General features: G+C 72.0%; 17 protein-coding genes. 9 read left to right on the forward strand and 8 right to left on the reverse strand.

Translation table 11 applies throughout. The features are described 5' to 3' along the window. Positions 1 to 32 precede the first annotated feature (32 nt). Entirely contained in the window at positions 33 to 563 is a 531-nt protein-coding gene (locus WME95_RS43265; protein ID WP_437905096.1) for a thioredoxin, read from the forward strand. 63 nt (positions 564 to 626) lie between these two features. Further along, positions 627 to 1259, forward strand: coding sequence for an AMIN-like domain-containing (lipo)protein (locus WME95_RS43270; RefSeq protein ID WP_437546493.1), 633 nt, complete (start codon positions 627 to 629; stop codon positions 1257 to 1259). Between the two features lie 72 nt (positions 1260 to 1331). Here WME95_RS43270 and WME95_RS43275 read toward each other — a convergent pair whose 3' ends face one another. Beyond that, positions 1332 to 2555: a LysM peptidoglycan-binding domain-containing protein gene (locus WME95_RS43275; RefSeq protein WP_437905097.1), complete on the reverse strand. Its 1224-nt coding sequence runs from the start codon at positions 2553 to 2555 to the stop codon at positions 1332 to 1334. 214 nt (positions 2556 to 2769) lie between these two features. On the opposite strand from WME95_RS43275, the gene recD2 reads away from it, so the two are divergent. Both recD2 and WME95_RS43285 read left to right on the forward strand, forming a co-directional pair. After that, on the forward strand, positions 2770 to 5193 hold the full coding sequence (gene recD2 / locus WME95_RS43280; protein WP_437905098.1) for an SF1B family DNA helicase RecD2: 2424 nt from the start codon (positions 2770 to 2772) through the stop codon (positions 5191 to 5193). A gap of 418 nt (positions 5194 to 5611) precedes the next feature. After that, positions 5612 to 6748: a tetratricopeptide repeat protein gene (locus WME95_RS43285; RefSeq protein ID WP_437546498.1), complete on the forward strand. Its 1137-nt coding sequence runs from the start codon at positions 5612 to 5614 to the stop codon at positions 6746 to 6748. 73 nt (positions 6749 to 6821) lie between these two features. Here the strand turns inward: WME95_RS43285 and WME95_RS43290 are convergent, their stop codons facing one another. The 4 genes from WME95_RS43290 to WME95_RS43305 form a co-directional block, all read right to left on the reverse strand. Next, the gene (locus WME95_RS43290) at positions 6822 to 7664 is read right to left on the reverse strand and encodes an HAD family hydrolase (protein WP_437905099.1); all 843 of its coding nucleotides are present in this window, start codon (positions 7662 to 7664) and stop codon (positions 6822 to 6824) included. Positions 7665 to 7749: 85 nt separating this feature from the next. Then, positions 7750 to 8007 (reverse strand): 50S ribosomal protein L27, encoded by a 258-nt coding sequence (rpmA, locus tag WME95_RS43295; protein ID WP_272102141.1) that lies wholly within the window; start codon positions 8005 to 8007, stop codon positions 7750 to 7752. A 14-nt stretch (positions 8008 to 8021) separates the two neighbouring features. Beyond that, entirely contained in the window at positions 8022 to 8330 is a 309-nt protein-coding gene (rplU, locus tag WME95_RS43300; protein ID WP_437712533.1) for a 50S ribosomal protein L21, read from the reverse strand. 287 nt (positions 8331 to 8617) lie between these two features. Beyond that, complete coding sequence (locus WME95_RS43305) at positions 8618 to 11233, reverse strand: ATP-dependent Clp protease ATP-binding subunit (RefSeq protein WP_437905100.1); 2616 nt, start codon at positions 11231 to 11233, stop codon at positions 8618 to 8620. An 80-nt stretch (positions 11234 to 11313) separates the two neighbouring features. Here WME95_RS43305 and grxC point away from each other — a divergent pair, with 80 nt between their 5' ends. The 5 genes from grxC (at position 11314) to WME95_RS43330 (ending at position 18801) form a co-directional block, all read left to right on the forward strand. Next, entirely contained in the window at positions 11314 to 11607 is a 294-nt protein-coding gene (gene grxC, locus WME95_RS43310) for a glutaredoxin 3 (RefSeq protein ID WP_044966993.1), read from the forward strand. Positions 11608 to 11797: 190 nt separating this feature from the next. After that, on the forward strand, positions 11798 to 13453 hold the full coding sequence (locus WME95_RS43315; RefSeq protein WP_437905101.1) for a serine/threonine-protein kinase: 1656 nt from the start codon (positions 11798 to 11800) through the stop codon (positions 13451 to 13453). A 7-nt stretch (positions 13454 to 13460) separates the two neighbouring features. Then, entirely contained in the window at positions 13461 to 14693 is a 1233-nt protein-coding gene (locus tag WME95_RS43320) for a hypothetical protein (protein ID WP_437905102.1), read from the forward strand. Positions 14694 to 15000: 307 nt separating this feature from the next. Next, positions 15001 to 16968, forward strand: a complete 1968-nt coding sequence (acs, locus tag WME95_RS43325) for an acetate--CoA ligase (protein ID WP_437905103.1) — start codon at positions 15001 to 15003, stop codon at positions 16966 to 16968. A gap of 267 nt (positions 16969 to 17235) precedes the next feature. Beyond that, positions 17236 to 18801, forward strand: coding sequence for a serine/threonine protein kinase (locus WME95_RS43330; protein ID WP_437905104.1), 1566 nt, complete (start codon positions 17236 to 17238; stop codon positions 18799 to 18801). Between the two features lie 69 nt (positions 18802 to 18870). On the opposite strand, the gene WME95_RS43335 is transcribed toward WME95_RS43330, so the two are convergent. From WME95_RS43335 to WME95_RS43345, 3 genes are read right to left on the reverse strand one after another with little or no spacing between them, the layout of a single operon-like run. Beyond that, positions 18871 to 20547 (reverse strand): ATP-binding protein, encoded by a 1677-nt coding sequence (locus WME95_RS43335; protein ID WP_437905105.1) that lies wholly within the window; start codon positions 20545 to 20547, stop codon positions 18871 to 18873. After that, a complete protein-coding gene (locus WME95_RS43340; RefSeq protein ID WP_437546515.1) occupies positions 20544 to 21638 on the reverse strand; it encodes a (Fe-S)-binding protein in 1095 nt (364 codons plus the stop codon). The genes WME95_RS43335 and WME95_RS43340 overlap by 4 nt, the downstream gene beginning before the upstream one ends. A gap of 49 nt (positions 21639 to 21687) precedes the next feature. Then, positions 21688 to 23775 carry a GAF domain-containing protein gene (locus WME95_RS43345; protein ID WP_437546517.1) on the reverse strand — a complete coding sequence of 696 codons (2088 nt, stop codon included), beginning with the start codon at positions 23773 to 23775 and terminating at the stop codon, positions 21688 to 21690. Between the last annotated feature and the right edge of the window lie 105 nt (positions 23776 to 23880).

Genomic DNA, 23880 nt, shown 5'->3' on the forward strand with positions numbered 1-23880 from the left:
GCAAAGACCCTGGCCGAGAGGCAAACGACGACGTGAACGCTCATGGCAGGAAGGGGTCGGTTTGCGCTGGGCTGGTCCTCTGTCTCGCGGCGCTGCTCGGCTGCTCGCGGGAAGAGACCTCCCAGCCGGCCGCCGGGAGCGGGGCCACGCGGCCGGCGGCGCAGCGGGCCGAGCTCGAGCCGGCGCCGGAGGGCGGCGAGCTCGCCGCGCTGGTGCAGCAGGCGCGGGAGCGCGCGCGGCGGGAGGGCCGCGAGCTCGTCGTCTACGTGGGCGCGCCCTGGTGCGAGCCGTGCACGAGGTTTCACGACGCGGTGAAGGCCGGCCAGCTCGACGCGGTCCTGCCTGCGCTGCGCTTGCTGGAGTTCGACCTCGACCGCGATCGGGAGCGGCTCGCCGAGGCCGGCTACGCGTCGGAGATGATCCCGCTCTTCGTCGTGCCCGGCGAGGACGGCCGGGGAACGCCCCTCCGCGTCGAGGGCTCGGTGAAGGGCGAGCGCGCGGTGGACGAGATCGTGCCCCGGCTCTCGGCCATCCTGAGCCGAGCGCGGGCCTCGGCGCGGTGATCCTCGAGGCGCGCCGGCGTCTCGGTGGACGCGCGGAGGCCGCGGCACCATGGAAGGGACCTCATGAGGACCGCCGCCCTGCTGCTCGCAGCCGCCGTGTCGCTCGCCGCGGGCTGCCGCAACGGCGCCGGCAGCGAGCCTGCCCAGCCCATGCCGAACGTCACGCCGATCGACACGCGCGCCTCCGCCGAGCCGGCAGTGGACGACGTGCCGCCCACCCCGCGGCCACCGAAGGAGGCCGATCCCACGAGCACCGACGCGTTCGAGGGCACCGCGGGCGCCACCGACAAGCCGCGCGCCGGCGCGAAGGTCGCGGTCCTGCGCGACGTGCGAACGGCCCGGCACGAGCACTACGACCGCGTCGTGTTCGAGTTCGAGGGGGACGCGGTTCCGGGCTACCACATCGATTACATCGACAAGCCGGTGCGCCAGTGCGGCTCGGGCGAGGCGACGGAGATCGCGGGCGACGGATGGCTCGCGGTGCGGATGACCCCCGCGGCGGCGCACAACGACGCGGGGAACGCCACGGTCCCGTTCCGCGAGCGGAAGCTCGCGCTCGGCGTGGCGCGCGAGATCGAGCGGACGTGCGACTTCGAGGCCGAGGTGACCTGGGTGCTCGGGGTCTCGTCGCCGAACCGGTACCGCGTCCTCGAGCTGACCAAGCCGGCGCGGCTCGTCGTCGACGTGAAGCACTGAGGCCGCGTCCACGGCACCCTGCGGCTCCCCGCGCCGCGGGCGGGCCGCAGGGCGCGGCGCGCCTCCCGCCGCTCAGCCGTCCAGCGCGGGCCCGGGCTCGCCGTGGCGCGCCGGCGGTGGAGGCGCGTCGGCCGCCTTCGGCGGGGGCAGCCGCCGCGGCGGCACGACGACCTGCTTCGGCGGCGCGGCGGGGCCGCTGGACGGCCGCGGGATGTTGTAGACGCGCTTCGCCTGGATCGCCGTGGATCGAAGGCCGTTGGCCCGCTTGATCGCCTCCACGGTGGTGCCGTACTGCCGGGCCAGCGAGCCCAGGGTCTGCCCCTTCTTCGCGGTGTGGCGCACGTACTGCGACGTGGGCTTGATCGCCCCGCGCTTCACGAGCAGCGGATACGCGCGCGCGGCCGACTCCTGCGCGATCGGGCTGTAGAACCGGACGTGGATGTGGTTCGCGTGCCCGCGGGCGTGGCGGACGAGCGGGCGCAGCTTCCTCGACCCGAGCTGGAAGACCTCGTCGAGCCAGTCCTTGTCCTCCCCGATCTTCAGCGCGTGCTCCTTGAGCAGCCGCTGCACGCTGCTGTCGATGAGGATGAGCTCCACGTCGGTCTCGGTGACGAGCGCCCGGACGAAGGCCCAGGTGCGCTCCCGATCGAGGTTCGCCGCCGTGGCCCGCTGGTACCAGCGGTGCCGGGCGTCGAGGAAATAGCTGATGTCGACGTCGCGCCCGGCCTGGTGGCTCTTGTGCGGCGAGAGGCGGCCGCCCTCCCGGGCGCTGATGTGCCCGATGTAGAGCTTCGGGCTCCCCGGGAACTGCCGGTGCACCTCGGCGATCGCCCGGTCGAGCGCGTCGATCGTCTCGCGCGTCCCCCAGGCGTGGGCCGGATCGACGAGCTCCCACCGATCGCCCTCGGGCATCCGGACGCCGTTGAACAGCGCGCCCGCGTTGGTCGCGCCCAGCGACATCGGCCCGAGCGCCGCGGGATCCTTCGAGAAAAGCTCCTCGATCTGGGCCTCGGTCATCGCCGAGAGCGGCGAGTGCGCCCGCGCCCCGGTCCCCGGATCCGCCGGCAGCTCCAGGCCGTCGTCGACCTCACCCTCGTCGTCGTCGACCTCGCCATCGTGGGCGTCCGCGAGCGCGGCCTCCTCCGCCGCCGTCCCGGGCGCGGGCGAAGGCGAGGCGCCGCGCTGCTCCGAGGACACCCCGGAGGCCGCGCGCAGCAGGCCATCCTTGGACCGCGCCGCCTCCGGCGCCCTCCCGGCGCAGCCCGCGAGGAGGAGGGCGCAGAGGACGGAAACCAAGCTGCGGCGCCCCATCGCAGGCCACTATACTGACACGAGGGAGCGACGCCAACCGCGGCCCCGCGCTCGCGTGCGGCGCGCTCCACGCGACGCGCGTTCAGCGTGAGCCCAGGTTACGGGGCGCTATGCGGCGTTGCGCGATGTTCTGCAGCGGCGCTCGCGTCCGCGCACGAGGACGTTGCCGCCGCCGCGCCGGCGGCTACATGCTGCCCTCGTGCAACCGTCCCAGCGGAGCGGCCGCCCCGATCGGGCGGCCCGGGGGGCAGCCGCGCCGGCGCCGGCGCCGGACAACGCGCCGCGCCACGACGACCGCGGCGAGCGCACGGGCGGGACCGGCGAGCGGCAGCCGGGCGGCGGGAGCCAGCAGAAGCTCTTCTCGGCCCGGGAGGCGGCGGGCAACGGGCCGGCGACGGTCGAGGGCGAGGTCGTCCGCGTCACGTACGAGAGCGAGTCGAGCGGCTTCCGGGTGCTGCGGGTGGAGGTCACCCCCGGCGCCCCGCCGGAGGTCTGGGTAGGCGTGCTCCCGCCGGTCGGGCCGGGCACGCGCGTGCGCGCGACGGGGCGCTACGAGCGCGATCCGAAGCACGGCGAGCAGCTCAAGGTCGAGACCCTGCTGCCGATCGCCCCCGCCACGCTCGATGGGCTCGAGCGCTACCTCGGGTCCGGCATGGTGCAGGGCATCGGCCCGGCGTACGCGAAGCGGATCGTGGAGGCGTTCGGCACGGATACGCTGGAGATCCTCGATCGGTCGCCGGAGCGGCTCGCCGAGGTCCCCGGGCTCGGCCAGCGGCGGGCGCAGGCCGTCGCGAAGGCGTGGGCGGCGCAGCGGGCGATCGGGGCCATCATGATCTTCCTCCAGGCGCACGGCGCCTCCCCGGCGCTGGCGAGCCGCATCTACAAGCGCTTCGGCCCCCACGCGATCGACATCGTCTCCCGCTCCCCGTACCGGCTCGCGCTCGACGTGTGGGGCATCGGCTTCAAGACCGCCGACCGGATCGCGCGCTCGATCGGCGTCCGGGCCGATTCGCCGGAGCGGGCGCAGGCGGGCGTGCTGCAGACGCTGGTCGATCTGTCGACGCGCGGCCACACGCTGGCGGCGCGGCCGGAGCTCGCGGAGCTCGCCGCGACGATGCTCGAGCGCGACGCCGCCGAGGTCGACAGCGCGATCGACGCGCTCGTGGCGAGCGGCCATGTGCGGGTCGAGACGCTCGAGACCGGCGAGGTGGCCGTCTACCCGAAGGACCTCCACGAGGCCGAGGTGCGGCTCGCCCGCCGGATGCGCTCCTTGCTGGGCGACGGCGAGGACGGCGCGGCGCCCGAGGCGCGCCTCGTGGAGGGCGTCGACGCCGCGGTCGCCGCGTTCGAGGCGAAGACGCAGGTCTCGCTGGCGCCTGCCCAGCGGGACGCCGTGGCGCAGGCGGCGCGGAACAAGGTGCTGGTCATCACGGGCGGCCCGGGCGTGGGCAAGACGACCATCGTCCGGGCCATCCTGGCGCTCTTCGACCGCGCCCGGCTCCCGGTGCGGCTCGCCGCGCCCACGGGCCGCGCCGCGAAGCGGATGAGCGAGGCGACCGGGCGCGAGGCCGTCACGCTCCACCGCCTGCTGGAGTTCGATCCCAAGCAGCGCAAGTTCGGCCGCCAGCGGGGCCGGCCGATCGAGGCGGGGGCCATCGTGGTCGACGAGGCGTCGATGCTCGACCTGGCGCTCGCCGACGCGCTCCTGCAGGCGACGTCCGACGGCGCGCGCCTCGTGCTGGTGGGCGACGTCGATCAGCTCCCGTCGGTGGGGCCGGGCGCGGTGCTGCGGGACGTGATCGCCTCCGGCGAGGTGCCCACGGTGCGGCTCACGCAGATCTTCCGCCAGGCCGAGGGCAGCCTCATCGTCCGGAACGCGCACCGGATCCACGACGGCGAGCCGCCGGAGGGCGCGCGCGGTCCCGGCGGCGAGTTCTACGTGATCGAGCGCATCGAGGCCGAGGCGGCGGCGGATCTGATCCTCCACCTCGTGACGGAGCGCATCGGCAAGGGGTTCGGGCTGGATCCACGGCGCGACGTCCAGGTCCTGACGCCGATGCACAAGGGCGAGGCGGGGGCGATCACGCTGAACGCGCGGCTGCAGGCGGCGCTGAACCCCGAGGGCCCGAGCGTCACGCGCGGCGCGAGGACGCTGCGGCTCGGCGACAAGGTGATGCAGCTCCGCAACGACTACGACCGTGAGGTGTACAACGGCGACGTCGGCTTCATCACGGACGTGAACACCGAGGAGCGGAAGCTCCAGGTGCGCTTCGACGATCGCGAGGTCAGCTACGAGGAAGCGGAGATCGACGAGCTGACGCTCGCCTACGCGACGAGCATCCACAAGAGCCAGGGGAGCGAGTATCCGGCGGTGATCGTGCCGATCCTCACCCAGCATTTCGTGATGCTGTCGCGCAACCTCATCTACACGGCGGTGACGCGCGGCAAGCGGCTCGTGGTGCTCGTGGCGGATCCGCGGGCCGTGTCGCTGGCGCTGGCGGAGACCCGCCGCGAGGAGCGCCGCACGCACCTCGCGGAGCGGCTGCGCGGCGGCGCGCCGGCGCGCCCCGGATCGGCGCGCACGCTCGAGGCACCCCTCGCCGCCGGCCCACGACTCGACTAGGACGGCGGCCGAGAGGGCGAGCGAGATGGGCGTCCGAGACGGCGATAGCGACAGCGAGCACGACAGGGATCACACGAGCGACCGCGAGGCGGCGACGGCGACGCGAACCGCAGCGGCGCAGCCGGCTTCGAGCACCGGGACCGCGGCGAGGTTCACGGTCGCGACGCGCGGATTCACGGGTGGAAGCGGTGGAGGCGGCGGAAGCGGCGGAAGCGCGTCTGGCCCGAACGCGACGGCCGCGATGAGGCCGCGCGCGCTCCGAGCTCCCCCGTTGCCCGGCTGGGCCCTCCCTGCTAGCGTTCGCGCCCCTTCTACACGAACTACGGCCCCCATCATGACGGCGCGCAGGGTACCGGGGCGAGGCTGGGCGATGCCTGCGCCTCGGCGCGCGTGGGGGAGAGATCTCGGAGCATCGACGATGACGACCAACGGACAGCAGCAGGCGGGTGGGCTCAACATCACCGGAGGGGCGGCGATCGTCGCGCCCGTGAGCGCGTTTCCGAACGGCGTGCCGGGGAACGCGCTCATCGTCATCCCGATGAACAAGCCGACCGACGAGCTGAAGGGCCTGCTGGAGCAGGGTCCCGCGGCGGTGACCCTCGAGCAGATGTGGCAGCTCCTCGGCTTCAACGGGCCGGCGGTGCAGGTGCAGGACGATCAGGGGCGCCCGATCGCGATCGGCCTGGAGGACCTGCTCGCGGGGCTCGAGAAGCACTGGACCGAGCAGCCTGACGACCTGAACCGCGGGCGCATCTACGCGCAGGAGCTCCTCAAGCACAACCGGCTGGCGCGCGCCGAGCAGGTGCTCTCGAAGGTGGTCGCGAAGGGCGGCACGGGCGACGACTGGCTCGCGCTCGGCATCGCGCAGCTCTCGCAGGACAAGCACGACAAGGCCGAGGGGACGCTGAAGGGCGCGCAGAACCTGCTCAAGGACAACCCCTACCCCTCGCTGCACCTCGCGAAGCTCTACCAGGCGAAGAAGGACGACGCGAAGGAGCGCGAGTTCATCGAGAAGGCGCTCTCGATCGACGTGGACTGTATCGACGCGTGGGCCTACCTCTTCCAGTACGAGAAGCAGCGCGGCGACGAGGCGAGCGCGGTCGCCGCGATCGAGAAGTTCTCGGCCGACAAGAAGACGGCCGCGCCGTACATCGCGATCCAGGGCTTCTACGCGGCCAACGAGGAGACGCGGGACAAGGCGGTCGAGTACGCCAAGAAGGCGGTGGCGCAGAACCCGGACAACCCGCTGGCGCTGCTCTGCCTGTCGGCGCTCTACGGGCAGAAGAACGACCTCGAGGCGGTGGTCCGCCTGCTCCAGCCGCACGAGGCGAAGATGAGCCGCGACGTGCGCCTGGCGAACAACTACTTCGAGGCGCTGTTCCAGTCGCGCCAGCTCGAGAAGGTGACCAAGCTGCTGAACGCCCTCGCGGGCTCTCCGAACAAGGAGGTCAAGCAGTTCGCCATCGAGCGGTCGCGCGCCGTCGCTCAGTACCTGCAGCAGCAGCAGCAGCAGCTCGCCGCGGCGGCCCAGCCGGCGCAGCAGCGCAAGGCCTGACGGGCACGAAGGCGGTGGGGGAGCGCTGAGCGGCGCTCCTCCGCTGCCCTCGGCGCTCCCCGTCTGCCGGCGCTCAGTGACCGAAGGCGCGGCGGATGGCTTCGGCGATGCCGCCGCCCACCAGGCCGTCGGCCTTCAGGCGGTCCGTCGCTGCCTGCTTCACCTGCTCGGGCGCCTGCGCCATGGCGAACGAGCGCCCCGCTACCTCGAACATCGGCACGTCGTTGAGCCAGTCGCCGACGACGACCACGTCCGACAGCTCGCAGCCGTGGTGCTCCGCGAGCCACGCGATCGCCGTGCCCTTCGTCGGCCCAGCGGCCCGGACCATCATCGCGAAGAGGCTCGTCTGGTCGTCCCGCATGAGGGGGAACGAGACGACGAAGGCCGCTTCACCGAGCTCGGCTCGGACCTCCTCGACGGCCGCCGCGACCTGGAGCTCGGTCCCGAGCGCGACCAGCGCGAGCAGGCCGTGGTCGTGCTCCCAGTACGGGTGCGACGAGACGCGCTCGACCTCGGCGATGGCGTGCGACCAGCCCCGGACATAGTGGACGTGCGGCGCGCCGGTCGCGTCGTGCACGATGCTGTCCTGCGCGAACAGGAACGACGCCGTCGCATGCCGCTCGGTGATCGAGCGCAGCAGGGACGCCTCGGCGCCGGAGATCGTGCGCGAGTACAGGTGCGCGTCGCCCTCGGTGTGCACGATGTGGCTGCCGTCGACGCACGCGATGGGGCCGAGCACGCCGATCCGCCGCGCGACCTCGCGCGTCCCCGAGTACAGACGCCCGGTCGCGATCGAGACCGGGACGCCGGCATCCTGGAGCCGCTGGATGGCGCGGAGGTCCTCGTCGTGGATGGACCCATCACGACGGACGAGGGTCCCGTCGACGTCGAGGGCGAGGAGTTTGTAGGTCGTCACCGCGCTTGAGTAGCTCGGAAGCGCGTGGAGCGCAGCAGGCGGGACGGGATGGAACGGATCAGGACGCCCTCCCGGTGAGGGAGGCTCAGGAAGCCGGGTAGACCGACACCTGCTTCTTGGTGTTGGACTTCCACTCGTACGTGACGACGCCGTCGACGAGGGCGAAGAGCGTGAAGTCGCGGCCGGTGCCGACGTTGTGGCCGGCGTGGATCGAGGAGCCGACCTGCCGGACCAGGATGTTGCCAGCGCGTACGGGCGCCCCGGCGTACACCTTGACCCCACGGCGCTGTGCGCTTGAGTCGCGGCCGTTCCTGGAGGAGCCGCCGCCTTTTTTGTGAGCCATCTCTACTTCTCCTGCTAGGCGGTGATGCCGGTGATCTTGAGCTCGGTGTACGGCTGGCGATGGCCGTTCTTGCGACGGTAGTTCTTCCGCCGCCTGAACTTGAAGACCACGATCTTCTTGCCGCGGTCCTGCCCGGTGATCTCGGCGGCGACGGAGGCGCCGCTCACGAGGGGCTTGCCAACCTTGGGAGAGTCACCGCCGACGAGGAGCACCTCGCTGAAGGTGACCTTGTCACCGGCATTGCCGACAAGCTTCTCAACCCGGAGCTTCTGACCTTCGGCGACTCGATACTGCTTGCCGCCCGTCTTGATGACCGCGTACATGGTGCGTCTTCCTCAACCTGGGGACCGCGATCCCTCGCCATACGTCACGCAAATGGCCCTCGATCGGAGGGCCCGGTGAGCGCGGGAGCGGCAGTATACGGACCTTCTCCGGCTTGGCAAGTGGTTCGCAGCGGCGTCGCCCAGGTTCTTCGCCGGAGCGACGCCCGCGGCCTCCGCGCGTGGGCAAGGCCCTGGAAAGCCCCTGCAAAGCGCAGCCCGGACCGCGCGCCCGGTCGCGGCGCGGGTCGCGCTCGCCGCTCGTCGCGTACCGCGCGCCTGTTTCGCCCTCACGCCTTGGTGAAGACGAACTTCTCGTCGACCACGTCGACCTGCATCGTCTGGCCGGGCTGGTACCCGCCGGCGAGGATGGTCTCGGCGAGCGGGTTCTGGAGCTCGCGCAGGATCGCCCGCTTCAGCGGGCGAGCGCCGAGGCTCGGCTCGTAACCGAGCTCGACGAGCCGGGCCTTCGCGGCGTCCGTGAGGGCGAGGCGGATGTCCTTGTCCGTGAGCAGCTGCTCCAGCCGACGGAGCTGGATGTCGACGATGCCCCGGAGGTCCTCCTTGCTGAGCGCCTTGAAGACGACGATGTCGTCGACCCGGTTCAGGAACTCGGGGCGGAAGAACCCGCGCAGCTCCTCGAGCAGGACATCGCGGATCGCCTCGCGCCCGTCCTCCGTGGTCCAGAGCTTGGCGTCGGTCTCGAGCACGCGCTTCGACCCGATGTTCGAGGTCATGATGACGACCGTGTTCGAGAAGTCGGCGAGCCGCCCGCGGCCGTCGGTGAGCCGGCCGTCGTCGAGGATCTGGAGCAGCAGGTTGAACACGTCCGCGTGGGCCTTCTCGACCTCGTCGAACAGGAGCACGCTGTACGGCCGGCGCCGGGCGGCCTCGGTGAGAAAGCCGCCCTGCTCGCTGTCCGCGTAGCCCGGGGGCGCGCCGATCAGGCGCTGGGCCATGTGGCGCTCCATGAACTCGCTCATGTCCATGCGCGTCAGCGCCTGCTCGTCGTCGAACAGGAACTCGGCGAGCGCCTTCGCGAGCTCCGTCTTGCCGACGCCGCTCGGGCCGAGGAACAGGAACGAGCCGATCGGCTTGCCCGGATCGCGCAGGCCGACGCGCCCGCGGCGCACCGCCTTCGCGATCGCGCGCACCGCCTCGTCCTGACCCACCACCCGCTGCGCGAGCCGCGCCTCCATCTTGAGGAGCTTCTCGGCCTCGCCCTCGAGCATCTTCGCCACCGGGATCCCGGTCCAGTCGTTGAGCGTCGCCGCCACGTCCGACTCGCCGACGACGTTCGAGGTCGGCGCGACCCCCTCCCGCTGCGCGGCCTCCTCCGCGGCCTGGAGCCGCCGCCTGATCTCCGGGAGCGTGACGTGCTCGAGCTCGCCGATCTTGGCGAACGCCTTGTCGCGCTGGGCAGCCTTCAAGGCCTCCGTCGCGGCGACGAGCTCCCGGCGGATGGCCTGGCACGCCGCGATGACGCCGCGGCGCGACGCGTTACGGCTGCGCATCGACGACGCCTTCGGCTCGATCTCCGCGAGCTCCGCCTCCAGGCGCGTGCGGGTCTGGACGCTGAGCTTGTCCTCGTCGTCCGCGAGCGCGGCGATCTGGGCGCGGAGCGCGTCGACACGCCGGGTCAGCGTGTCGAGCTCGGCCGGCACGCCGTCGACCTCCACCCGCTTGCGGGCGGACGTCTCGTCGAGCAGGTCCACCGCCGTGTCGGGGAGCGCGCGATCCGAGATGTACCGCTTGGCCAGCGCGACCGCCGAGGTGATGGCGCTCTCCCCCACCCGGACGCGGTGGTGGGCCTCGTACTTCGTGGCGATCCCGCGCAGGATCTCCGTCGCCTGATCGATGCTCGGCGCCTCCAGCGTGATCGTCGAGAAGCGCCGGATGATCCCGGGATCGCGCTCGTTGATCTTGCGCACCCCCTCGGGCGTCGTCGTGGCGATGATCCGGATCTCCCCGCGCGACAGGAGCGGCTTCAGGAGCTCGCCCACGCCGGCGCCCTGCACCCCCTGGCCGAAGAGCGCGTCGAGATCCTCGACGACGAGGATGCTCTCCGCGTCCTGCTCGCCGCGCAGCCGATCGACCAGGACCTTGAGGCGCTGCTCGATCTCCCCGCGGAGCTTCGCGCCGGCGACGAGCGCGCCGGTGTCGAGCTCGTAGAGGTGGGCGCCCGCGAGGTTCGTGGGCACGTCGCCGTGCGCGATCCGGTCGGCCAGGCCCCGGATGAGCGCGGTCTTGCCCACGCCGGGCTCACCGACGATGAGGGGGTGGTTCTTGAACCGCCGCTCGAGGATCTGCAGCAAGCGGCGCGCCTCGACGTCACGGCCGATGACCGGGTCGAACCGCCCTTCGCGCGCGTCAGCGACGAGGTCCCGCGTGTAGGGCGCGGGTTGACCCGGCTCGGCCGCGTTGGCTGGCGCGGGCGAGGGCTCCCGCGAGGCCGCCTCCAGCGCCCCGAGGTGCGGCCGGAACGCGCCCGGACCGATGCCGAACGAAGAGAGGATCTCCCCGGCAGGCCCGCGGATCTCCTGGGCGAGCGCGTGCAACAGGTGCTCGATGCCCACGTTCTGCGACTTGTCCCGGGTCGCCTCCCGCTCGGCGCGCCCGAGCAGATCGAGCAGGCGAGGGCTCACGTAGGCAACACCGCTGCTGCCCGCCCTGGACAGCTTCTTCAGGGCGTTCTCGGCGAGCTGGAGCACCTCGTTCGGGTCGGCGCCCGCCCGCCGAAAGACCTCGGACACGCCCCGGTCGCGCTCCAGCAACCTCATGAGCAGGTGCAGCGGCGTGACCTCCGCGTGCTGGCGCTCGTCCGCGATCTGCTGTGCGCCGGCGACGACCTGCTTCGCGTCGCCGGTATAGCGATCGAGGTGAATCGTGCCCTCTTTCTCGGCCATGCGCGCAGCCTACCGCAAGGTGGAGCCCTGTGCGCTTGCATCTTTGGCCTGCCCGGGAAAGGAAAGAGGACGAGATGCCCATGCAAGCAGCCGAAGTCACCATCTACGTCACCGACTACTGCCCATACTGCGCCATGGCGAAGCGCCTGCTGACGCAGAAGCAGGCGCGCTTCACGGAGATCAACGTGGAGAACCGCGATGACCTCCGCGCCTGGCTGGTCAAGGCCTCCGGGCAGCGGACGGTTCCTCAGATCTTCATCAATGGAGCCAGCATCGGCGGATTCAGCGACCTGTCGGCCCTGGACAAGGAGGGGGGGCTCGATCCGCGCCTCGGCGAGGCGCCGAGCGCGGACGCACCCCCCATGCCGCGCTGAGGCGGATGAGGGTGGCTAAGGTACGACGGAGAATCCTCGTCGGACGCACCCCTCGGGCCGCGCCGGCGAAGGTGCACCCCGGCGTGGGGAGGTGATAAGCTGCCGCGCGGGGACGGGGCGCAGCTTTCTTTGATGCGGTTCGTCCAAAGGGCTTCACGGGCTTCGTCCGCTTCCCCCACGTCGAACCGCCATGCCTAGCAGCACCGACACCACCGCCGCAGCGACCCAGCTGGCCGAGGGGGCGTACGTCGGAAAGCGGGTTCAGAAGTACGAAATCGTACGGACGATCGGGCGTGGCGGGATGGGCACGGTCTACGAGGCGGTGAATACCGCCATCGGCAAGCGCGTCGCGATGAAGTTCGTCGACGCCGATCTCGCGCAGAACAAGGACGCGGTGGCGCGGTTCCACCGCGAGGCGCAGGCGGCGAGCGCCGTCGAGAGCGCGCACATCGTCGAGATCTTCGACGCCGGCTTCGCCGACGACATCCCCTTCCTCGTCATGGAGCTGCTCCGGGGCGAGGATCTGGGCCACCGCATCCGGCGCTGCGGCAGGCTCGATCTCGGCGAGGCGCTCCACGTGACCGCGCAGCTGCTCCGCGGCCTCCACCGCGCCCACGAGGCGGGCATCGTCCACCGCGACCTCAAGCCGGACAACGTCTTCCTGGTCGACCGCGACGACGACCCGAACTTCGCCAAGATCCTGGACTTCGGCATCTCGAAGGTGCGCCGCGCCGACGGCGCTCCGGCCCACACGTTGACCCGGCAGGGCACGGTGCTCGGAACGCCGTTCTACATGTCGCCGGAGCAGGCGCAGGCGATGCCCGACGTGGACGGCAGGACGGATCTCTGGGCCGTCGGCGCGATCCTCTACGAGTGCCTCACGGGACACCCGCCGCACAGCGGCGGCTCGTACGAGCAGGTGATCGTCAACATCTGCATGAAGGACGCCCTCGACGTGCGGATGAGCAACCCGGCCGTCCCCGAGCCGATCGCGCGCGTGATCGCGAAGGCGCTCACGCGGGACAGGGACGCGAGGTTCTCCTCCGCGCGAGATTTCCTGGACGCCCTCGTCGCCGGCGCCGGCGGGCTCCTCGCGTCACGGCGCAGCTCGAGCGACGAGCTCGGAGCGCACACGACGAGCGCTCCTGGCGCCCTCGGGCAGACGCCGGCCAAGCAGACACCGGGTGATCCGAGCATCGGGCTGGATCCGACGCTCGAGGTGCACGGGAGCGGCTCGAAGGTGGGCTGGTCGAGCAGCGGGCAGACGGGAGCGCGCGGCCCGCGGCGGCTCGCGTTCGCCGCGGTGGCGCTTGTCGCGCTGGTTGGCGGGCTCGCCGGCGCGGTCCTTCACGCGCGCCGCTCGTCGGAGGCGGGCACGGTGGCCACCGCGCCTGCGCTGCCCACCCAGGTCTCCGTCGAGCTCCGGACGAACGCCGAAGGCGCCCTCTTCACCGTCGACGGCGCGGCGCTGGCCGACCGCACGCTGCGCGGCCGCACGGGCGAGACGAAGCGTGTGCGGATCGAGGCCTCCGGCTACACGCCCGTGGACAAAGAGGTGACGCTCCAGGACGGCAACTCCCCGATCGACGTCCTGCTCCACCCGCTGCCGGCGGCCGTGACACCGGCGCCGCCTCCGGCCGAGGCCACGACCGCGGCGCCCGTCGCGCTCGCTCCGGCGCCCAAGGCCGAGCCCAGCCCGAAGAAGGCGACGGCGCTCCCCTTCGCGGCCCGCCCCAGGGGCGCTGGCGCCGGGGCGAAGGCCGCCGGTCCGGCGCAGGCCGCCCCGGCGGTCGCGACGCAGAAGCCCGCGGGGGTCGCGGCTGGTTTGCAGCTCAAGGTCGACTGAGGCGGGATTGGGCAGATCACTCGGACGACTCACGCTGGCGCTCTGCGCGGCGACGCTCGGCCTGACCGTGCAGCTCTCGCCGGCGCTCGCGCAGGTCGAGCCGTACCGGCAGCACATGGAGAACGGCATCAAGCTGTTCCAGGACAGGAACTACCGGGCCGCGGTCGTCGAGTTCGAGGCGGCCTACAAGGAGAAGCCGAAGGCCAGCCCGCTGTTCAACATCGCGCTCGCCGAGAAGGCCCTCTTCAACTACCCGAGGGCCATCGCGGCGCTCGAGCGCGCGCTCGCGCAGCACCGCGACACGATGGATGAGGGCGACGAGAAGACGGCGCGCAGCGCCATCGAGGAGATGCGCGCGCTCCTCGCCCATCTCACGATCGAGCTCAGCCCACAGACCGCCACGCTGATCATCGACGGCGAGGAACAGCCCCCGTCGTCCTCGGGGACGCGGGTCGTGGAGCTCGGGCCGGGGGTGCACCGCATCGGCGCGCGCGCCGAGGGGCACGCGAGCGCCGACGAGAGCGTCACCGTCGTGAGCGGCGAGCGCGACAAGAAGGTGAAGCTCGCGCTGGTCCCGGACAGAGCCCCCGCGACCCCGGCGGCGCAGCCGTTCACGCCGCCCCTGCCCCCTCCGCCGAAGCCGGTGCCCCTCTCGCTCCCGCCGCAGGGCTACTACGTGATCGGCGCCGCGTCGTTGCTCTGGCCGCTCGGCCACCCGCGAGCCTTCCCGGCGCCGGAGGCGAACAGCGGCGGGGCTGGCTCGATCCGGGTGGGATACCGCGTGAACACCCCCGCGGCGTTCGACGTGATGCTCCAGTACGCGAACATCGCGACCGGCTCGGACGACCCCGCTTACCCGAACGCCAGTTACACGCTCGGCTCGACGCGCCTCGGGCTGAACGTCCGCCTGATGACCCCTGGGCAGACCTGGCGGTTCGTGGGCTCGATCGGGGGCGGTCTCACCTACGATTCCGTGAAGTTCGACAGCATCAAGACGCAGGACGGAGACATCTGCAATGGCCTGTGCCAGAAGGCCGCAGGGGTGAACGCGTTCGTGTTCTCCGAGGTGGGCGTCGAGCTGGACCTCGGGGGCGTGCTCCTCGGGTTCTCGCTCGACAGCTATTTCCAGTCGTCGCGCGGCATCAGCTACAAGAACAGCGATCAGGACGACGTCACGCTCTACTCGGCCGTGCTGCTGCAGCTGGGAGGCAGCTTGCACGCCGGCTATGCGTTCTGGTGATCGGCCTCTGCCGATCCCGGCCGCTCGTTCCATCCTTGTTCTGCCGCTTGACGGATGTATCCTCGCACGCCCTCGCGGTGAGCCGTAGAGGGTTCGCCGCGCTCTCCAGCGGGGAGCATGGGCTGGGGATCGGCTGCTGCCGTCCTCTTCAATCGTGTCAGCCGGGGATCGGCTGCTGCCGTCCCCTTCAATGTCAGCCGGGGATCGGCTCGCGCTGTCCCCTTCAACGTCAGCCGGGGATCGGCTGCCGCCGTCCCCTTCAACGTCAGTCGGGGATCGGCTGCCGCCGTCCCCTCAAGGGGTGACCATGTCGCAGGATGCCATCACGTCGTTGCTCAAGGAGACGCGCCGGTTCGAGCCGCCGGCCGAGTTCTCGCGTCGTGCGCGCGTCGGCGCGCAGGCGACCTACGAGGCGCTCTACCGCGAGAGCATCGAGCAGCCGGACGCGTTCTGGCGCCGGGAGACGAGCGACCTCGTGTTCCGCACGCCGTGGACCACGACCAGCGACTGGTCCTTGCCGCACGCCAAGTGGTTCCTCGGCGCGACCCTCAACGTCACGGAGAGCTGCCTCGATCGACACCTGACGACGGCCACCAAGAACAAGGCCGCCATCATCTGGGAAGGTGAGCACGGCGCCACGCGCACGTTGACCTATGCCCAGCTCCACCGCGAGACGCTGCTGCTCGCCAACGCGCTCAAGCGGCTCGGCATCGAGAAGGGGGACCGGGTCGCGATCTACATGGGCATGGTCCCAGAGGTCGCCGTGGCGATGCTCGCCTGCGCGCGCCTCGGCGCGGTGCACACCGTCGTGTTCGGCGGCTTCGCCGCGGACGCGCTCCGCGACCGCATCCACGACAGCCAGGCCAAGCTCGTCATCACGCAGGACGGCGCGTACCGGCGCGGGCAGGTCGTGCCGCTGAAGGCGACCGTCGACAAGGCGCTCGCGCAGCCGGAGGCGAAGAGCGCGACGCGCGTCGTCGTGTACCAGCACCTCGGCAAGGAGCGCTGCGAGGTGGAGATGACGGAGGGCCGCGACGTCTTCTGGCACGACCTCCTCGCCGGGGCCGCCCCGGCCTGCGAGCCGACGGTCGTCGACGCCGAGCACCCGCTCTTCATCCTCTACACGAGCGGCTCGACCGGCAAGCCCAAGGGGGTGCTCCACACGACCGCCGGCTACCTGGTCGGCGCGCACGTCACGACGAAGTACGTCTTCGATCTGCGCGACGACGACGTCTACTGGTGCACCGCCGACGTCGGCTGGGTGACGGGCCACAGCTACATCGTGTACGGCCCGCTCTCGAACGGCGCGACGTGCCTCATGTACGAAGGCGCCCCGAACTTCCCCGACTGGGGCCGCTTCTGGAGGCTGATCGAGAAGCACGGGGTCACCATCCTCTACACCGCCCCCACGGCCATCCGCGCCTTCATGCGGCAGGGCGACGAGTGGCCCGCGAAGAGCGATCTGTCGAGCCTCAGGCTCCTCGGCTCGGTCGGCGAGCCGATCAACCCCGAGGCGTGGGTCTGGTACCACCGGACCATCGGCGGCGGCCGCTGCCCGATCGTGGACACCTGGTGGCAGACGGAGACGGGCTCGATCATGATGACCACGCTGCCCGGCGCGTCGTCCTCGAAGCCGGGGTCGACCGGGCTGCCGATGTTCGGCGTCGTGCCCGAGGTCGTGACGAAGGACGGCAAGCCCGTCGCGGCGGGCGAGGGCGGGCTGCTCGTCCTGAAGCAGGCGTGGCCGTCGATGCTGCGCACGGTGTGGGGCGACGACGATCGCTTCCGGAAGCAATACTTCAGCGACGTCGAGGGCTGCTATTTCACCGGCGACGGCGCGCGCCGCGACGAGGACGGCTACTTCTGGGTCGTCGGCCGCATCGACGACGTGCTGAACGTGGCCGGCCACCGCATCGGGACGGCCGAGATCGAGAGCGCGCTCGTGTCTCACCCCTCCGTCGCAGAGGCGGCCGCGGTCGGTCGCCCGGACGACCTCAAGGGACAGGCGCTCGTGGTGTTCGTCTCGCTCCGGCCGGGGGTGAAGGCCGGGCCGGAGCTCCAGGCAAAGCTCGCCGAGCACGTCGCCAAGGAGATCGGCAAGTTCGCGCGCCCCGACGCCATCCGCTTCGCGGACGCCCTGCCGAAGACCCGCAGCGGCAAGATCATGCGCCGGCTCCTGAAGGACGTCGCCGCTGGTCGAGAGCTGACCGGTGATACCTCGACGCTCGAGGACCTGAGCGTCATGGCGAAGCTCCGCCAGCAAGAAGAGGAGTGAGCCCCGCGGCGGCGCAGGGGCGCGGCCGTGCCCCTGCGACCGACGCGAAGGCGCCGCGCGCGACGGCGAAGCGCCTGCTCCTCGGCGGAGGGGAGGAGACCCCACGGAAGAGCTCGATACTGCGGCTCTCCCGCCGCGCTCGGCCCAGGGAAGAGCGACGGCGGCCCACGACCGGCATCCCGCGGCTTACGGTCGGATCACCTCGTTCGCGCCGGAGAATTTGATCCTCTGCATCGTCGCGGAGGATACTCTGGGGCGAGGGCGCGCTTGGAGCTCGAAGCTGGAACCGTCGTTGCGAACCGCTATCGCATCATCCGCCAGCTCGGCCGCGGCGGCATGGGCGAGGTGTTCGCCGCGGAGAACATCCGCACCGGCCGCCAGGTGGCGATCAAACTCCTGCGCGCGGAGTCGAAGACCAAGTCGTCCGCGGCCGAGCGGTTCCGGCGCGAGGCGCGCGCCGCGGGATCCATCAACAGCGATCACGTCACCGAGATCCTCGACGTCGAGGAGGACCCCGAGCACGGCATCGTCCTCGTGTTCGAGCTGCTCGAGGGCGAGTCGCTGATCGATCGGCTGAAGCGGACGGGACCGATCGATTTCGAGGAGCTTCACCCGATCATCGAGCAGGTCTGGATGGGGCTCGCCGACGCGCACCGCGCCGGGATCATCCACCGCGATCTGAAGCCGTCGAACGTGTACATCGAGGCGCGCCCCGACGGGTCGAAGCGGGTCAAGATCCTCGACTTCGGCATCTCCAAGCTGCCGAAGGAGATGGGAGCGGAGACCCTGACCGAGATGGGCCAGAGCCTGGGCACGTTCTCGTTCATGCCGCCCGAGCAGATCGGCAAGGCGAAGACGGTCGACCACCGCGCGGACATCTACGCCTGCGCCACGATGATCTACCAGTCGATGAGCGGCCAGCTGCCTTACCAGGCGCGCAACCTGCTCATCATGGTCGAGATGAAGCAGAAGACCGACGCGCGGAGGCTGGCCGAGGCGATGGACGGGCCCGTCGACCCGCGGCTCGAGGCGTTCCTCGCGAAGGGGCTGGCGCGGGAGCCCGCGGACCGCTTCCAGAGCGCGCTCGAGGGGCTCACCGCCTGGCGGGAGCTGCGGCCGGCGAGGAGCTCCAGCCACCCGATCAGCGGCTCACCCATCTCCACGCTGCCGGCAAGCAGCGCCTCCGGCCATGCGCTCAGCTCGCCCATCCCGCCAGCGCACCCGAGCTACAAGCCCCCGTCCTCCGGCGCGGTCAAGCTCCCGGTGCCGCCGATCGACCCCATCTTGATCCGCACGGCGACCGACCCGGGGGCGCAACCGCGCGTCGAGACCGGGGTGCGCCCGCACGGCGAGCCTGAGCGGCCGGCCCACCCTCTCGGGGAGCCGCCGCTCACGCAGAACGAGGGCCAGCTCCCGCCGTACATGCCTGGCGGGCGCGCGCCGGGCGGACAGGCGCCGGTGGCGCCCGTCCAGTGGACCGGCCCGAACGGCACCATGGTGCTCAACAACGCGGCCCGAGAGCTCGTGCCCCCGCTCGTGTCCCACCCCGTGACGCCGCGGACGCTCCCGGATTTCTCCGAGGACAGCTCGGGCGGGTCGACGACCGGCCAGGGTCCGACGCTCGTCTACAGACCCGTGCGGCCAAGCATGGGCTCGGTGAGCCTGGGGCCTGCCACCGCCGGTGAGCCAGAGCCGATCGAGCAGCGGCCTCCGGCGCCGCCGCCAGCGCGGACGCTTCGAACCATCGTCTATGTGCTCGCGGCGATCCTGTTCGCCGTCGTGGGCTTCCTCCTCATGGGGTATGCCCTCGAGTACCTGGACATGCCGAAATAGGCCGCGCGCAGCGGCTCGGCGTCGGACGTGCCGCTCTCCGCCGCGCGAGCGCGCCGCGGCCGGCGCGGCTCACGGCACCGCGTCCGCGGCGCGGCCCAGGGCCGGTGAGCGCCCGGCGGGCAGCGCGATACGGAACCGCGTTCCCCCCGCCTCGCGCGGCTCGCACGAGATCGTGCCGCCGTGCGCCTCGATGATGTCCCGCGTGACCGCAAGCCCGAGCCCCGTGCCGCGCTGCTTCGTCGTGAAGAAGGGGTCGAAGATCGACGTGCGCAGCTCCTCCGGCACGCCGGGGCCCGTGTCGTCGACCGCGATGGTCGCGGCGCCGCTCGAGAAGCTGACGCTCACGACGATCTCGCCGCCCTTCGGCATCGCCTCGCGCGCGTTGCGGAGCAAATTCAGGAGCGCCTGACGGATCTGCGACTCGTCGAGGAGGATCTCGGGCCCCGCCTCCTCCACCTCGACGCGGACCGCGACGCCGGCGCGGTCGAGCTCGGGCCTCACGAACGCCACCAGCTCCTGCACCAGGTCGTCCACCCGCTCTGGCTCCACGCGCGGGCGGGGGCGGCGGGCGACGCTGAGGTACTGCTCCGCGATGCGAGACAGGCGATCCACCTCGGCCCGGATGGCGGTGACGAGCTGCGCCGACTCCTTCATCACCGGCCTGAGCTCCGCGTCAGGGGTGTCCGCGGCGGAGGCGCGCGCCACCTCCTCCTCGAGCAGCTCCAGGTTCAGCCCGATCGACGACAGCGGGTTCCTGATCTCGTGCGTGACGTGCGCGGCCATCTTCCCGATCGCCGCCAGCCGCTCGGCGTTCACGAGCTCGGCGCGCGCGCGGCGGATCGCGGCGACCATGTCCTCGAACGTCGTCGCGAGCTCGCCGATCTCGTCGTTCGTCGCGAGCGCCTGCTTCGGGGTGAGGTCGCCGCGCGCGACGGCGTTGGCCCGCTCGGTGACCGCGGTCAGCGGGGCGAGCACGCGCCGCGCGTACAGCGACATCATCACGCCGACGAGGAGCGTCAGCACGCCCAGCCCGAGGAGCAGGTGCATCGAGCGCTCCTCGCGCAGCTCCGCCTCGTCGGTGAGGCTCGCCATTTGCCCCTCGACGCGGATCCTGATCGCCCGCAGCCGCTGCGCGCCCTCGACCTCTCGCTTGACCAGCTCGTCGCGCGTGCGCTCGGCGAGGTCGCGGTCGCCGACGGCGAGCGCCTGGAAGAGCTGGGCGAACCGCTCCGGGCTGGCGCCGACGAGCCGCTCGATCGCCGCCACCTCGGCCGCGACCTCGTCGCTGAACCGGCGGACGCCGGACGACGCGGCCGCATGCCCGACGCGGGCGTCCTCGCCGGTCGCCTTCTCATCGGCGCCGGCGAGCGCCCGGGCGGCGTCCTTGACGATCGAGAACGCGAGCGGACGGGTCCGCCTCGCGGTCTCGATCCACTCGCGCACGTCCCCCGGGTTCTTCGCGGCGGTGATGTGGTTGAGCTGGGCGTTGAAGACGTTCTGCTCGGCCAGGACCTCGCCGATGCGGAGCAGCAGCGGGACGTACCCGGCGCGCAGCAGCTGGGCGTCGCGCGAGGCTGCCCGCAGCGCCTGGACGCTCCAGCCGACGGTCAGCGCGAAGGCGGCGAGCACCACGAGGTAGCTCGCGAGGAGCCTCCCCGCGACCGTGCGCCGCTTCTGGGGCGCGCGCTCCTCCGGCCCCGCGGCGCCGCCGCGCGCCTCGTCCGCGGCTGGCGGCGGCGCGGTCATCGCGGCGCGACGGCCCGCGCGACGAGGCTCGCGAGGTCCTCCGCCGGCTCGCCCCGCGTCCTGAACCGCTGGAGGCTCTGCGCGCAGTGCGTCACGAGCAGCCCGCCGCCGAGCGCGCGGTGCTCCGCGATCCTGGCGTCGGCGATGGCGGCGGACGACGCGGGACGCGTGGCGGGCAGGAGGCCGCCGCCGCCGCTGCAGTCGGCGTGCTCGCGGCGGTGGATGAACTCCTCCGGCGGGCGCCCCGTGATGCGGGCGAGGATCTCCCGGGGCGCGTCGTAGCGATCGAGGCCGCGCCCGAGCTGGCAGGGATCGTGGTAGCGCACCCGTCGCTCCGACGCCGATCGCTGCAGCCTGTCGAGCGACGAGCGCGCGAGATCGACGAACAGCTCCGGGGCCTTCACGCTCACCCCCGCGCGCGGGTACTCGACGCGCACGGCGCGCGCGCACCCGGGATCGACGGCGACGAAGCGCCCCCCGGGCGCGACCTCCGCGGCGAGCCGCCGCGCGGCGGCCTCGAAGCCCGGGCGATCGCCGGCGTACAGGAGCGGCAACCCGCAGCAGGCGCGCACCGGGCGGGCCGGGGCGCCCGCCAGCGCTTCTGTCGCGTCGAGCGCGTCGCGGGCCACGTCCGGCGCGTGACGCTCGTAGCCGCAGCCGAGCAGCACGTGGACCGCGTCAGGCGCGGCCGCGGCCGATCGAGAGCGCGCGTCGAGCTCACCGGCGCGGCCCTCCTCGCGGGCCGAGAAGCGCTCCGCCACGCGCCTGGCCCCCTCCGGCGCGAGATCGCGCGCGAAGAGCTCCGCGCGCGCGTCCGTCAGCACGGTGGCCACCTCGTTCTTGTGATCGCAGCGCTCGCGACACCCGAAGCACGCGGAGCACGCCCAGGCCGGCTCGGCGTGGCCTGCGTCGAGCGGCACGTCGCCGCGCGCGGCGAAGTACGCCATCGACATCTTCCCCCACGGCGTCACCGTCTCGTTCGCCTCGACGTTCGACACGGGGCAAGCGGCGCGCGAGAGCTTTGGGCAGTAGACGCACTTCTCGAGCGACGTCCGGTGCGGCTCGAGGAGCTTCAGGCGGAGCTGGGACACCGTTCGAGTCTCTCCATCGGGTGCGCCTCGCGCAAGCGGCGGGAGCGCGTCAGGCGCCCGAGCCGTTGCTGGACGAGCGTCGGCCCCGCTCGTTCACTGGGGTGACGGAGGGAGCTGAGCCCGCCGGCCTGCGGCGGGGGATGCCCTCGTGGACGACCGGCGCGACGCTCGCGCCCGCCTTGGTCGCCGAGCCACCGTCCGTCGACACCAGCTGGGGCTGCCCCCCTGCGGTCCCGGGAGACCGCGACGGCGCGCTCTCCTGGGGCAGGCGGATGGTGAACTTCGCGCCCTTGTCGGACGACGCGACCGTGATCGTCCCGGCGTGCTCGTCGACGATCTTCTTCACGATCGCGAGCCCGAGGCCGGTGCCGCCGCGCTTGCCGGAGGTGACGAACGACTGGAAGAGGCGGCCCTGGATCTCCTTGGGGATCCCCTTCCCGGTGTCCGCGACGCAGATCGCGAGGTCGCCCCCGTCGCGGTAGGCGCGGATCGTCACCGTGCCCCCGCCTGGCCGCATCGCCTCGACCGCGTTGCGGACCAGGTTGTGCAGGAGCCGCGTCATCTTCGCCTCGTCGAACCGCGCGGTCCCTCGGTCCTCGAGCTCCAGGGACAGCGAGATGCCGGTCCCGGCGAGCTCGTGCTCCAGCTGCTTCTCGATGTCGCCGAAGAACTTGGTCAAGTACACCTTGCGCACGAGGATGCTCCGCTCGCCGCGCGCGAACTCCAGCACCTCGCGCTGCATCGCGCTGATGACGTCGAACTGCTTGAGGATCAGCCGCGCGTGGTCCTCCCTCGTCGCCGCGTCGGGAGCGCCGGCCATGAGCTGGACGTAACCGCTGATCACCGTGAGCGGCGTGCGCATGTCGTGCATCACGCCCGAGAGCAGGCGCCCGATCGTGGTGAGCCGCTCGCTCTGCTCCCGCTCGAGGCGCGACCGGAACAGGCGCAGCGCGGTCGACGCGTTCGCCGACACGAGCCGCAGCAGCGCGCGATCGTCCTTCGAGAAGCCGTGGGGGTTCCTGGAGTTGTAGAGGGCCATGGAGCCGATCGGCACCGCGTCCTCGCCCTCGAGCGGCACGGCGATCGCCGTCCTGAGCTCCGCGCCGACGAGCTGGGCGAGCCGCGGCGACACGAGCGTGTCGTCCGGCTCCCGGCCCCCGCCCTCGCGCGAGAAGAACACCGCCTCGTTGTTCACCATGGCGCGCCCGACCACCCCTTCGCCGCGGCGCATCGCGATGCGCTTCACCGCCGGCCCCGGGGGGGCCACGCCCACGACGCCCTCCGGCTCCTCTCCGAGGGCGGGCGCGCGGGGCGGCGCGCTGCCCCCGTCGAACGCCGCAAGATCGAAGAAGTAGAGGAACAGCCCGCCCTCGATCTCGTCGACGAGCATCCCCCCCGCCCGCGCCTCGCACGCCCTGCCGGCCTCCGTGATGACCGCGCGCGCGAGGTCCTCCATCGTGGTCGCGCGGCCCATCGCGCTCTCGAGGTCGAAGAGCAGCTTGAGGTCGCTCACGCGGTGCTCGAGCTGCTCCTTCGTCTCCACGAGCTGCGTGTTCTTCTGGATCACCGAGAGGAACAGCCGCGAGTTGTCGATCGAGACGGCCGCCTGCGTCGCCAGCGCGCTCAGCAGCTCCTCGTCGTGGACCGAGAACTCCCCTTCCCCGTGCTTGTTCAGGACCTGGATGACCCCGATGGTCCGGCCGACGTGGTTCTTCATCGGCGCGGCGAGGATCGAGCGGGTGCGATACCCCGTGACCTCGTCCCAGTCGCGCTGGAACCGGCGATCCCGGTAGGCGTCCTTCACGCGGACGGTGCGCCCCATCTTGGCGACGTGGCCCGCGATCCCCGCGCCGACGGGCAGCTCGATCGCGCGCGCCTCCTCGCCGATGATGATGCGCGACAAGAGCCGCTGCCGCTGCTCGTCGAGCAGGTAGAGGGTGGCGCGGTCCGCGTCGAGCAGCTCGGTGATCTTGTTCAGGATCAGCGCGAGGAGCTGGTCGAGATCCAGGGTGCTGCCAAGGGCCAGCCCGACATCCCGGAGCGCCCGCACCGTCTTGTCGGCGTGGGCGAGGCGCGCCTCGAGCTCCTGTACGCGAGCCTGCAGCGCCTTCGTGCGTTGTTCCGCCTTCGCGGTCACCAGGAGACGCTAACACGACTTCGCCCGGAGGAGCGCGCGCGCGGGCCCCTGCGCGGACCGTTCGCGTGACAGAGAGCGCTCCCGACGACCGCCGGGAGCGCCCCT

The organism is Sorangium sp. So ce327, from assembly GCF_051530205.1.
Classification (GTDB): Bacteria; Myxococcota_A; Polyangia; order Polyangiales; family Polyangiaceae; genus Sorangium; species Sorangium cellulosum_B.

What these genes read in the sequence shown, in the direction of transcription:
- WME95_RS43270 (WP_437546493.1), top strand. Translation starts at nt 627, where the DNA reads ATGAGGACCGCCGCCCTGCTGCTCGCAGCCGCCGTGTCGCTCGCCGCG.
- WME95_RS43285 (WP_437546498.1), top strand. Translation starts at nt 5,612, where the DNA reads ATGACGACCAACGGACAGCAGCAGGCGGGTGGGCTCAACATCACCGGA.
- rpmA (WP_272102141.1), bottom strand. Translation starts at nt 8,007, where the DNA reads ATGGCTCACAAAAAAGGCGGCGGCTCCTCCAGGAACGGCCGCGACTCA.
- rplU (WP_437712533.1), bottom strand. Translation starts at nt 8,330, where the DNA reads ATGTACGCGGTCATCAAGACGGGCGGCAAGCAGTATCGAGTCGCCGAA.
- WME95_RS43305 (WP_437905100.1), bottom strand. Translation starts at nt 11,233, where the DNA reads ATGGCCGAGAAAGAGGGCACGATTCACCTCGATCGCTATACCGGCGAC.
- grxC (WP_044966993.1), top strand. Translation starts at nt 11,314, where the DNA reads ATGCAAGCAGCCGAAGTCACCATCTACGTCACCGACTACTGCCCATAC.
- WME95_RS43315 (WP_437905101.1), top strand. Translation starts at nt 11,798, where the DNA reads ATGCCTAGCAGCACCGACACCACCGCCGCAGCGACCCAGCTGGCCGAG.
- acs (WP_437905103.1), top strand. Translation starts at nt 15,001, where the DNA reads ATGTCGCAGGATGCCATCACGTCGTTGCTCAAGGAGACGCGCCGGTTC.
- WME95_RS43335 (WP_437905105.1), bottom strand. Translation starts at nt 20,547, where the DNA reads ATGACCGCGCCGCCGCCAGCCGCGGACGAGGCGCGCGGCGGCGCCGCG.